This window comes from Rhodococcus sp. P4_E4 (genome assembly GCF_056401575.1).
Map to the genome: position 1 here is coordinate 1 of NZ_JBFUJB010000043.1, position 14,157 is coordinate 14,157.

At 61.3% G+C, this 14,157-nt stretch carries 2 protein-coding genes; both read right to left on the reverse strand.

Features of this window, described 5'->3' with window-relative positions; translation table 11 throughout:
- On the reverse strand, positions 1-8,739 hold an 8,739-nt coding region (locus AC1DVN_RS30460; RefSeq protein WP_477994783.1), incomplete at its 3' end, for an amino acid adenylation domain-containing protein.
- A gap of 93 nt (positions 8,740-8,832) precedes the next feature.
- The coding region (locus tag AC1DVN_RS30465) for an amino acid adenylation domain-containing protein (protein ID WP_477994785.1) at positions 8,833-14,157 on the reverse strand (5,325 nt) is incomplete at its 5' end.

Genomic DNA, 14,157 nt, shown 5'->3' on the forward strand with positions numbered 1-14,157 from the left:
CGCAGACGCAGACAACACCTCCTGGAAGCCGACACCGTCGACCTCCGGATACACCGTCCGCAAAATCTCATGCCGCGCAACAACATCCGACACAGCAGCCTGCAGAGCCGCCACATCCAACAACCCCGACAACCGAATCGCCACCGGAATATTGTTCGCCGACGACAACGTATCGAAACGGTTCAAGAACCACATCCGCTGCTGCGCCAACGACAACGGCACCMGCTCCGGACGCACCCGAGCAGTCAACGCCGCCCGCGCACCCGAACCGATCTCCGACTCCATCCGCGCAGCCAACAACTCCACCGACGACGCCTCGAACAACACCCGCACCGGAACCTGCGCATCGAGCGCCTGCCCCAACCGCGCTGCCATTCGAGTAGCAATCAAAGAGTTTCCGCCGAGTGCGAAGAAATCGTCATCCAGACCCACTCGCTCGACCCCGAGTACCGCCGAGAAAACAGAAGCGACAATTTGTTCTACCGGCGTGACCGGGGCCCGGAACACCGCAACCTCGAACACCGGCTCCGGCAACAACTTCCGATCCAACTTCCCAGAGGAATTCAGAGGCAACTCGTCCAAGACCATGATCGCGTTCGGAATCATGTAGACAGGTAGCGATTCAGGAAGCGCATTCCTCAGGACTTCTACGTCGATCACAGAATCCGGGACAGCGATCACATATGCGACCAGCTGATCGCCCATATCGGTGGATGCCACAGTGACCACGCACTGAGCTACCGTCGAATGCGCCAGCAGAGCTGACTCGATCTCACCCAGCTCGATCCTCTGACCACGGAATTTGACCTGAAAATCGGTACGCCCGACATACTCGAGTTCGCCTGCGGTGTTCCACCACACCAGGTCCCCGGTGCGATACATCCGACTGCCACCGGGATTGATTTCACCGTTCGTGTCGCTCGCCTCCACAAATGGGTTCGCGACAAAGCGATCACTGGTGAGATCGGGTCGCGCGACATAACCGCGCGCAAGTTGATCACCGGCCAGATACAGCTCACCTGCAACGCCTACCGGCACCGGATGCAACCGACTATCCAACACGTAGACCTGCGAGTTCCACTCTGGCACACCGATCGGAGTACCTGTCGACTCCGATCCGTCGACCTCGTAGTAGGTGATCGAGACCGCAGCCTCGGTAGGGCCGTACACATTGTGCAAACCTGCAGAGGACACCCGAGCGAATGCACGCACCGTCTCAAGCGGCAATGCCTCACCGATCACGAATACGTCCCTCAGCGACACCAATGCGTGTTCCGGAACCGACGTCGCGAAGACGGTCAACATCGACGGAACGAAGTCCGTCAACGTCACCCGATGATCTTCGATCAGACCAGCCAGATACGCGGGATCTCGATGTCCGTCGTGAGATGCCAGCACCACTCTCGTACCGGACAGAAGCGCGGTGAAGTATCCCCACAACGAGACGTCGAATGTCGTTGCAGTCTTTTGCAGATAGACATCTTCTGTGCCGATGGCGTACTGATCCTGCATCCACAGGACCTGGTTCACGATGGCGTGATGCGAGACCGCAACGCCCTTGGGCTTGCCCGTGGAACCCGAGGTGAAGATCACGTAGGCGGCATTCACATCACGCAGTCGACCACGACGATCAGCATCGGAAACGACGGAAGGCGAATAGCTCGAGAGGTCAGCAGCATCGATCAACAGCACGTCGGCGCCGTTCGGCGCTACGAAAGCGTCCCTCGTCGTCGACAGCACACAGACTGGATCGGCCGTCGTGAGGATGTGCCCAATCCGCTCGGCGGGGTGATCGGGATCCAATGGCACGTAGGCTCCGCCCGCGGCGATCACCGCGTACATACCCACTACGAGATCGAGCGACCGACGCATCGCCAAGGCCACCAACGACTCGGGCCCAACACCATCGTCGATCAGCTTGCGTGCCAATTTGTTCACACGATCGGACACCTCGCCATAGGTCAGCGACTGGCCGTCGAACACCACGGCAACAGCATCGGGCGCCAACGCAACGCGAGTGTCGAACAGCGAAGCCAATGTCTCACTGTTCCCGACGTCACGCGCGGTGGAGTTGCGCGCAGTCAACAGCGACTCGCGCTCGGTCTCCTCCAACAGATCGATGTCACCCACAGTGATCGACGGATCCACGACCACCTGCTCGAGGATCCTGGTGAACCGATCGGCGAATCCACGAATCGTCGACTCGTCGAACAGATCTGTGGCGTATGCGAACTCGGCGAACATGCCGTCTTCGAGCGCATCTTCGACACGGGGAGCGAGAGTAAGTTGAAGATCGAATTTCGCGATACCGGCATCGAACTCGAGGCCCGACACCTCCAACCCCGAAAGCTCCAACGCATCCTGGGACATGTTCTGAAAGAACAGCGCGACCTGGAACAGCGGGTGATGTGCCTGCGATCGGGTGGGGTCCAGTACCTCGACCAATCGCTCGAACGGAACATCGCCGTTGCCGAGCGCCTGAAGGTCCGTCCTCCGCGTTGCCGAGACGAGTGCACTGAACGGACTGGCGAGGTCGACAGGAGTCCGCAGGACCAGCGTATTCACGAACATACCGATCACATCGTCGAGCGCCTTTTCGCCTCGCCCGGCAACCGGAGTACCGATCACGATGTCACTGGTACCGGACAACCTTGCGAGAAGCACGGCGAGGGCCGAATGCATCACCATGAACAGCGACGCGTTCCGCTCGCGTGCGAGTGAGTCCAAGCTCGACCGAAGCTCTTCGCTGACGGAGAAGCGATACGTAGCGCCACGATTCGAGGCGACGACCGGGCGGGGGCGGTCAGCTGGTAACGCAAGCACTTCCGGAGAATCACGGAGGACGGAGCGCCAGTGGTCCAGCTGAGCCGAGATCAACGAATTCGGGTCGTCCTCGTCGCCGAGGACCTCCCGCTGCCAGAGGGCATAATCGGCGTACTGCACCTCGAGCGGAGTCCAATTCGGAACGCCGTTCGAAACCCGAGCGGCGTAGGCAACCATGACATCCCGAGTCAGCGGACGCATCGAGAACCCGTCCGCTGCGATGTGATGCACAACGAAGGCCAGAACGTACGAATTCTCAGCAAGTTCGAACAACCCGACGCGAACCGGAACGGTTGACGTCACGTCGAAACCCTGGAGCGCGAAACTCAGAAGTTCGTTGTGAACGCGTGAGGCGTCGATGACCTTCGGTGTCAGTTCAACCGGCACCTCGGACGACGGGAGGACTACCTGCTGCCCTTGCCCACCTTGCTCCGGGTAGACGGTCCGGAGCGATTCGTGGCGTTCGATTACATCCGAAATCGCATGACTCAGCGCCGAAACATTCAGGGCGCCTTTGATATTCAAGGCGATCGGAATGTTATTGACGGCAGAATCAGGATCGAAGCGGCTGAGGAACCACATTCGCTGCTGAGCTAGTGAGAGTGGGATCAACGCCGGCCGTGGGCGGGCCACGAGCGCGGCCCTCCCTCCTGCCCCTGCGATCAACTCAACCTGCGCTGCCAAACCTTCGACGGTCGAAGCCTCGAACAACACTCTCACCGGAACCTGAGTGTCGAGCGCTTGACCTACGCGAGCCACCAACTGCGTTGCGACCAAAGAGTTTCCGCCGAGCTCGAAGAAGTCGTCATCCAGACCGACCTGTTCCAACCGGAGAACATCTCCGAAGACGCCGGCCACAGCGATTTCGGCGACACTCGACGGTGCCCGAAACTCGCGCGCCACGAACACCGGATCCGGAAGAAGTTTCCGATCCAACTTCCCCGACACACCCAACGGCAACTCATCCAGCACCATCACCACCGCCGGCACCATGTAACCCGGCAGCCGACCCGCAACAACTCTCTTCAACTCGTCAACGTCCACCACACCACCAGCGGCCGTAACGTACGCAACCAACACATCCTCACGCACAACCACAACTACCGACGACACCGACTCGTGCTCACGAATCACCGACTCGATCTCACCGAGCTCGATCCGCAAACCGTGCAACTTCACCTGAAAGTCACTACGACCGATGTACTCCAACTCGCCCGACGCAGTCCACCGCACCACATCACCCGAGCGATACATCCGCCCACCATCACCCGAGAACGGATTCGCCACAAATCGATCCGACGACAAATCCGGCCGACCCACATATCCACGAGCCAGCTGAACACCCGCCAGATACAGCTCACCCGCAACACCTACCGGCACCGGACTCAATCGAGAGTCCAGAACAAACACCTGCGTATTCCATACCGGAGCACCGATCGGCACCCCCAGAACATCCGCCGGCACCACCTCGTGGAACGTCACATCCACCGCAGCCTCGGTCGGACCATACAAATTGTGCACCCCGACACCCGGCAACACAGCCCACACGTCGGCAACAACACTCGCCGGCAACGCCTCACCTGACGCGAACACCCGAGTCAACGAAACACACCCAGCCACAGACGAATCCGTCACGAAAACCTCGAGCATCGACGGCACGAAATGCACCGTCGTCACACCCTCCCCCACAATGACCGACGTCAAATACCGCGGATCACGATGCCCATCCGGCACGGCCACCACCAACCGAGCACCAACCTGCAACGGCCAGAACAACTCCCACACCGACACATCGAACGTGAACGGCGTCTTCTGCAACACCACATCCGACGAATCCAACCCGTACTCGTCCTGCATCCACGCCAACCGATTCACAATCGCCGCATGCGAAACCGACACGCCCTTCGGACGCCCCGTCGACCCCGACGTGAAAATCACATACGCCGCATTCCCCGACAGCAAAGGCGAGACCCGATCAATATCCGAAACAGGGTTATCCGAAAAACCAGACACATCAACAACATCAACCTCGACCACCGGCACCACACCGGCATCGAATCCAACGTCAGAGGTACTGATCACGCATACCGGCGACGCCGACTCCAACACGTACGCATTGCGCTCCGCAGGCTGATCCGGATCTACCGGAACATACCCACCGCCAGCCTTGAGCACGCCGTAAACCGCAACCAACAAATCAACCGACCGACGTACCGCAACACCCACCAACGACTCCGGCCCCACACCCACCGAAACCAGGTACCGGGCAAGACGATTCACCCGCGAATCGAACTCCGCATATGACAGCGAAACACCCTCGAACGACACAGCTACCGCATCCGGCGACGCCTCCACCTGAGCATCGAACACGTCCACCAACGACACATCCGCAACCTCATGCGCAGTGCCATTCCACGACTCGAGCACCAAAGATCGCTCACCCGAATCGAACATATCCACATCGCCAACCCGCACCGAGGGATCGGCAACCATTGCTTCGAGAACTGAAATCAACCGCTTTCCGATTGATTTGGCAGACGACTCGTCGAACAGGTCGGTCGCATAGACCAGTGCGACGGTCAAACCACCGACCTTGTCCGCGGTGTCCGATTCCCACACAGTGAATTGGAGGTCGAACTTCGCGGCCGACGACTCTACGTCCAGTCCGGAAATGCGCAGTCCCGGAACCTCCAGACTTTGCTGCATGCTCTGTCCCAAGTTCTGCAGCGAGAGCATCACCTGGAACAACGGGTTCCGTGCCTGAGACCGGGCGGGGTTGAGTACCTCCACCAGTCGTTCGAATGGCACATCGGCGTGCCCGAAGCCGCTGAGGTCGGATTCGCGCGCCCGCGAAATCATGTCCCGTGCCGAAGCTTCGAGATCAACCTCCGTGCGGAGGACGAGTGTGTTGACGAACATTCCGATCAGGTCGTCGAGAGCTTGATCGCCTCGACCGGCGACCGGTGTGCCGATCACGATGTCCGAAGTCCCGGACAACCGCGCCAGCAGAATCGCCACGGCACTGTGCAACACCATGAACAGGGATGCGTTGTTGTCCAGCGCAATTCGATTGAGAGCCTGGTGAAGGTCAGGCTCGATCGTGAATGTGTGCCCGGCTCCCCGGTTCGACGCGACGCGCGGGCGCGGGCGGTCCGACGGAAGATCGAGCTGATCGGGGATACCGGCCAACGCGTGGCGCCAGTAGTCGACCTGGCGAGTGATCAGAGAATCCGGGTCGTCCTCACTGCCGAGAACTTCGCGCTGCCACAGTGCAAAGTCGGCGAACTGTACGGGCAGCGGAGCCAGATCATGCGCAATTCCCTGTGTCCGAGACACATAGGACGAAACGATGTCCTTGGTCAACGGTCCCATGGAGAACCCGTCACCGCTGATGTGATGGACGACGAACACGAGGACGAATTCGTCGGCGGTGGGTTGGAAGAGTGCCGCCCGAATCGGAACCTCGGTGGTCACGTCGAACCCCGGGGTAACGAAGTCGGTCACGCGCTCGACGATCGCCGACTCGTCTACCCGTATGGGAGTCAGGTTCGGTACCACGGCTGCAAGGTCGACCAAGCGCTGATATCCGACGCCGTCGACCTCCGGGTACACGGTTCGAAGGATCTCGTGCCGCTCGATCAAATCTTCGAGCGCGCCCTGCAAGGCATCGACATCGAGCGCTCCGCTGAGACGCAGCGCGACCGGAATGTGGTCGACTGCCGATTCTGGTTCGAATCGGTTGAGGAACCACATGCGCTGCTGCGCCAAAGACAGCGGAACCAACTCGGGGCGCTCGCGAGGGATCAGGGGAACGTGAGCCTTGCGGTCTTCTGAGATTTTCGCTTCGTCGATGAAGACGGCAAGTTCTGCGGCGGTGGGTGCGTCGAAGAAGTTGCGCATGTCGATGGAGATGCCGTGTTCGGCATTGATCCGCGCAACCACGCGAGTGGCGAGCAACGAGTTGCCGCCCAGTTCGAAGAAGCCGTCGTCTGCCCCTACCCGATCCTGCCCGAGTAGATCGGCAAAGATCGCGACCACGCCGGCTTCGGTGGGTGTCGCAGGCTCGCGGAACTCGACCGTCTTCGACACGAATTCGGGTGCGGGCAAGGCTTTTCGATCCAGCTTGCCGCTGGCATTGAGCGGAAACTCGTCCAGTTCGACGAACATGGCAGGGACCATGTAGTCGGGTAGCCGTTCACCCAGCGACGACGTCAGAATCTCTGAATCGATGCCCTCGCCGACGATGTACGCGACCAAGTTGTCACCGATCGTTTCGTCCGAATGGACGATCACCACGGCTTGGGAAACACCTTCACAATCGAGCAGTGCCGCCTCGATCTCACCGAGTTCGATGCGCAGACCGCGGAGCTTGACCTGAAAGTCAGTGCGACCGATGTATTCGAGCTGGCGGTTCGCTCCGACGCCGCGCCAACGCACCAGGTCTCCGGTTCGATACATCCGCGATCCGTCGGTAGTGCCCGGCCGAGCCACGAAACGGTCTGCCGTGAGATCGGGACGCGACACGTATCCCCTGGCCAGCTGAATCCCGGCAAGATAGAGCTCTCCTGCCACTCCTGAAGGCGACGGCCGGAGCGCGTCGTCGAGCACCAGGAGTTCGGTGTCTGCCACGGCCGCGCCGATCGGCACGGACACCTGATCTCGCTCACCGGTTTCGTAATAAGTCACGTCGACGGCAGCCTCGGTCGGGCCGTACAGATTGTGGAGTCCAGCACTGCTGACCTCGCGCAGACGTGCCGCGGTTCGAGCCGGCAACGCCTCACCGGAAGCGAACACGTAGCGAAGGGTTTTGACCTGCGCAACAAGGGGTTCGGCGACGAACACGGCGAGCATCGACGGCACGAAGTGCACCGCCGTCACTCCGCGCTCGATCATCGTGCGAGCCACGTACACCGGATCACGATGTCCGTCGGGTTCCGCGATCACCAGCGATGCACCGACCTGCAGCGGCCAGAAGAACTCCCACACGGACACATCGAAAGTGAAGGGCGTCTTCTGCAAGATCACGTCGTCGGCAGTGAATCCGTACTCGGTCTGACGCCATTGCAGGTTCGCGACGATGGCACGGTGAGAGACTGCAACGCCTTTGGGGCGTCCGGTCGATCCGGACGTGAAGATGACATACGCAGTGTTGTCCGCGCGCAGCGGCGCCAACCGGTCGGCGTCGGTGACAGTTGTCTCGGCACGACCCGACAAGTCGAGGGTGTCGACGTCGAGCGTGGGCGTACCGTGCGGCAGCACCACGGCATCGGACGTACGTGTGAGCACAGCCGTGGGCTTCGCGATCTCGAGTACGTAAGCGAGACGGTCGGCAGGATGATCCGGGTCGAGTGGAACGTACGCGCCGCCGGCCTTGACGATCGCGTACATCGAGACGAGGAGATCGATCGATCGACGCATCGCGAGACCGACGAGGCTGTCCGGTCCGACACCTGCCGCGACGAGTTCACGGGCCAGGCGGTTCGCTCGCGCGTCGAACTGCGCGTAAGTGAGCTGCGTTCCGGCGTAATCCAGCGCGAGCGCATCCGGCGTCCGCTCGACCTGCTCGTCGAAGAGTCCGGCTAGGGTCACGTGTGCGTCGGCCTCGGACGCGACCTCGACGATCGAAGTGCCGTCGGCGATGAGCCGGTCGACCACCGCGCCGAGACCGTCGGCCTCGCTGGCGATCAGCTCCGGCAGCACCGTGGAAACGACAACAGGAACCAGGGCATCCGCCCCCAATGCCCCACCCATCGCGGTGTCGAGAGTGACCAACTCGTCATTGAGTCGTCCGTAGCTGATTTCGGTTCCACCGTGGCTCAGGGCCACACGATCAGGATCTACCGCCGCAACTGCAGCTACCAACTTCGGCAGATCTTCGATCGTCAGCGACTGCGGTCCCGGAATACCGACGGACATCTACACTTCCTCCAACTGACTTTCGTGAAGTGCGCCCCGGCCGAGCACAGCGTTCTGCTCGGCCGGAGGCGTTCACTGGGCAAATACTGAATGTTACCCGGCCGTACCCCCACGGCCCGCTGACACCGACTGTGCGTCAGCTATCACCGAGCTCACAAGTGTGGCGAGACCGTCGACGCCAAGTGCCGGCAGGATGCCCGGAACAAGGCCGGCGAGCGACACCGAAACCAGTGCATCGGGAGCCAGAGCAGCGCCCATGGCGGTACGCATAGCAACGAGTTTGGTCGACAACTCACCGAAGGTGACCGCCTGATCACCGTGGGTGAACGCAATTGCCTCAGGATCGGCGGCCGCCGCCGCGGCTGCCAGTTCGGGCAGATCTGCCGCGGACTTCGGCTCGGCAGCGCTCGCTTCCTCGCGTTCCTGATCGGTCACGATGTCGATCGTACGAATCACGACCCCGGGATCGGTCACCAGTTCTTCGAGCACCCGCCCGAATCGCGCCGCGAAAAGAGCGATGGTCGATTCGTCGAACAGGTCGGTCGCATAGGTGAAACGCATCCTCAGCCCGGACAGCACCCCGGCATCGTCGAATTGCTCGATACCGGTGAGCTGCAGATCGAACATCGCCTGATCGAAACCGCTGTCGACCGCAGAGAGTTCCAGGCCTGGGAGTTGGAACGTACCAAGAGCCATGTTCTGGAATGTGAGCATGACCTGGAAGAGCGGCGAGTATGCGTGAGAGCGCTCTCGCCCCAGTTCGTCGACCAACCGCTCGAACGGTACGTCGGCATTGGCGAATGCCGACAAGTCCTTGTCCTTCACTTGCCCCAGAAGGTCGACGAAAGTCGAAGCAGGAGCGATCTCCGTTCGCAGGACCAAGGTGTTGACGAACATCCCGACAAGATCGTCGAGAGCCCGCTCACCTCGACCCGCGATCGGCGTACCGATTGCGATGTCGTTCGATCCACTCATCTTCGCCAGCAGCACGGCCAGGGCAGTGTGAACCACCATGAAGACTGTCGAGTTCTGCTCCCGTGCGATCGTCGCGAGCCGGTCCGTGGTCTCGGAATCGACGGCAAACTCGAATTCCGCACCGCGCATGCTCGCGCGCGCCGGCCGCGGCCGGTCGGTCGGCAGTTCCAGAAGCTCCGGAGTGCCCTTGAGCTCGTTCACCCAGTACGCGAGTTGACGGCCCAGCTGACTGTCCGCGTCCTCCGGCGATCCGAGGACATCACGCTGCCACAGCGTGTAGTCGGCGTACTGCACCTCGAGCGGAGCCCACTCCGGCGTCTCCCCGCCGGTACGTGCGGTGTACGCAACCATGGTGTCTCTGATCAACGGAGCCATCGAGAAGCCGTCACCGCTGATGTGGTGAATGACAACGACGAGGACCCGCTCGGATTCGTCGACCTCGAAGAGACGGATTCGCAACGGAACGGCTGTCGTGACATCGAAGCCCTCGCGAACTGTGTCAGCCACCTGCTCGGCGACCGACGCTTCGTCGGTTGCGATCACTTCCAGTCCCACCGTCGCTGCGGAGCGAGGCAGGATCATCTGAACCGGTCCGTTGCCCTGGTCCGGGTATACCGTCCGGAGCACTTCGTGACGCTCGATCAGATCCGACACCGCGGAGTGAAGTGCGTCGACATCGAGAGCGCCGGACAGCCGGATCGCGACCGGGATGTTGTACGCACCCGAGGTCTTGTCGAACTGATTGAGCACCCACATACGTTGCTGCGCCAACGACAGCGGGATCTCGTGCGGACGCACCTGGGCCACCAACGGTGGGCGGCCACCCGATCCCGCGTGTTCGAGAACCCTCGACGCCAATGCCCCGACAGTCGAGGCCTCGAAGATCACACGGACCGGAATCTGCGCGTCCAACGCCTCACCCAGCCTCGACACGACCTGCGTCGCGACGAGAGAGTTTCCGCCGAGCTCGAAGAAGTCGTCGTCGAGTCCGACCCTCGCCACACCGAGTACGTCAGCGAACACACCCGCCACGATCTCTTCTACGGGGTTGGTCGGCGCACGGAATTCGGTCGCCTCGAATTCGGGGTCGGGCAGGGCTTTGCGATCGACCTTGCCGTTGATGTTGAGCGGTAGTTCGTCCAAGACCATCAATGCCGCCGGCACCATGTAACTCGGCAACTCAGCCACAAGAGTCCGCTTCAAGGTTTCGACATCGATGCTTTCCCCGCTTTGAGGAACGACGTAGCCGACAAGTCGATCACCGGTACGCGCATCCGACTTGGCCACCACCACAGCGGAGTCCACGCTGGCCTGCTTGCGAAGAAGCGCTTCGATCTCACCGAGTTCGATGCGGTAGCCACGGATCTTGACCTGGAAGTCGGCGCGCTCCACGTAGTCGAGTTCGCCGTTCTGCGTCCACCGGACGAGGTCGCCCGTGCGGTACAACCGCGAACCCGCGTCACCGAAGACGTTGGCCACAAATCGTTCCGACGTCAGATCCGCGCGCCCGTGATAGCCGCGAGCAAGCTGGGCACCGGCGAGGTAAAGCTCCCCGGTGACTCCGACGGGGACCGGATGCAAACGCGTGTCGAGCACGAACACCTGCGTGTTCCATTCGGGGGCACCGATCGGCACCGACGTCGTATCGTCCGAACCGACGACGTGCGCTGTCACCGAGACCGCGGCCTCGGTCGGACCGTACAGATTCACCAACTGCGCGTCGCTGAGTTCTGCAAACTCGGTGGCCGTCGCGGCCGGCAACGCTTCACCGATCGCGAGCACCTGACGAAGCGATTCCGGAAGACTATTTTCCGACGCCGACTGCAACATCGCGAGCATCGACGGCACCACGTGGAGCGTCGTGACCTTCTCCCGCGTCATCAGGTCGAGCAGGTAGCTCGGGTCCTTGTGACCTTCAGGTTCGGCGATCACCAGTCGTGCACCGGAAGTCAGTGCCGACCAGAACTCCCAGACCGAGAGGTCGAAGGTTGCCGCCGTCTTGAGCACCATCGCATCGGATCGGTCCAGGCCGTACTGATCGCGCTTCCAGAGAATCTGGTTGACCACCGCCCGATGCGAGATCGCGACGCCCTTCGGCCGCCCCGTCGATCCCGACGTGAAGATCACATAGGCGGTGTTGTCCGCTCGCAGTGGAGCACTGCGATCCCCATCGGTAACCATCGCGTCCGCGTAGGACGCGAGATCGATCGTGTCCATCTCGATCACAGAATCACCGAACGCCGGATTCTTCGCAGTGGTCGAGGTAGTGAGGACGCAGACCGGATCTGCCATGGTCAACACGTACTCGATGCGATCGGCCGGGTGGTTCGGATCGATCGGTACGTATCCACCACCTGCCTTCACCACCGCGTACATGGCGACCAACAGTTCGACCGATCGCTCGATTGCCAACGCGACCAACGACTCAGGACCGACACCGGTTGCAATCAGATGGCGTGCGAGACGGTTGACACGTGCATCGAACTCGGCGTAGGTCAGCGACGTGTTCCCGGCGACCAATGCCACCGCACCTGGGTTCGAACCGACCTGCTCGTCGAACAGTTCGACCAGAGTGGCTCCCGGGACGGGGTGATCGGTGTCGTTCCAGCGGTTCAGGATCCGGTCGCTCTCGGACGAATCCATCAGCGCGAAGTCGCCTACGGTCAACGACGGATCCGACGCGATCTCCCCGAGCAATCGCACGAATCGATCGGCGAAGTCCTGCACGGTCGACTCGTCGAACAGATCATGCGCGTAGCTGAACATCGACGTGATGCCGGCTGCAGATCCGTTGGCGTCGTAACGATCACTGACGATCAACTGAAGATCGAACTGCGCGACCCCATTGTCGATATCGACACCCTTGACGGTGAGTCCCGGAAGCTCGAGCCCTCCGGTTTCCATGTTCTGGAACAGGAAGCCGACCTGATAGAGCGGATGACGAGCGGTCGAACGCGGAGGGTTGAGCACCTCCACGAGTCGCTCGAACGGAACGTCCGAATGTGCGAACGCTTGAAGGTCGGTCTCCCTGACACGTCCGAGCAGGTCGAGGAACGGCGCACCGCTGTCGATCTGCGTACGGAACACCAAGGTGTTCACGAACATGCCGATGAGATCGTCGAGTGCCCGCTCACCGCGTCCGGCAATGGGCGTACCCACCGCGATGTCCTCGGTTCCGGACAGTCGAGCCAACAGCATCGCGAACGCAGTGTGCGTGAGCATGAACAGCGTCGAATTGTTTGCCCTGGCAAGACCGCTCAGCCGAGCATGCAACTCTGCATCGATATCGAAGTGCAGGTAACCGCCGCGGAAGGACTGCGTCGCGGGGCGCGGCCGGTCAGCTGGAAGTGCAAGCTGATCAGGCAGCCCGGCGAGAGCATCGCTCCAGTACGCAATCTGCTGCGAAGCGATAGATCCCGGGTCTTCCTCACGGCCCAGCACCTCTCGCTGCCACAGGCTGTAGTCGGCGTACTGAACGTCGAGAGGAGCCCAGGACGGTGTGTACCCGGCAACCCGCGAGGCGTATGCGGTCACGACATCTCGAGCGAACGGTGCCATCGAGGAACCGTCGGCGGAAATATGATGAATCGCGACACCGAGTACGTATTCGTCGGAAGCCAACTGGAACAACCGGATACGAATCGGGATCTCGCGTGTGACGTCGAAGCGCGTCGACGCCAGCGCGACCAACTCACCTTCGAGTTCGTCCACGCCGGTCGGTTCTGCGACGATTTCGTCCGACCAACTCGACACGGGCTTGACGACCTGCACCGGACCGTCTCCGATTTCCGGGTAGACGGTTCGAAGTGATTCGTGCCGCCCGATCACATCAGAGATGGCCGCGCTCAGCGCCGAGACATCGAGATCACCCTGAAGGCGCAGCGCCATCGGGATGTTGTATGCAGCAGCGCTCCCGTCGAATCGGTTGAGGAACCACATACGCTGCTGCGCCAACGAAAGCGGAATCCGCTCTGGCCGTTCGACAGCGGTCAGCGCGACTCGCCCACCCGAACCGGTCCGGCTTTCGGCATGTGCCGCGAGATCCTGCACCGTGGACGCTTCGAACAGAACTCGAACCGAAAGTTCGGTATCGAGAGCATCGGCGATTCGCTTGATCGTGCGAGTGGCGTTGAGGGAGTTGCCGCCGAGCTCGAAGAAATCGTCATCGAGACCCACCCGATCAACACCCAACACCTCAGCGAACACCGACGCGACGATCTCCTCCACCGCCGTCACCGGAGCCCTGAACACCGCGGCCTCGAACACCGGCTCCGGCAACAACTTCCGATCCAACTTCCCCGAAGCATTCAACGGCAACGCATCCAACACCACAAACTGCGACGGCACCATATACGACGCCAACCGCTCCCCCACACCCACCTTCACCACATCAACATCAACCGAAGACCCCACCGCAGCAGTGACATACGCAACCAACTGATC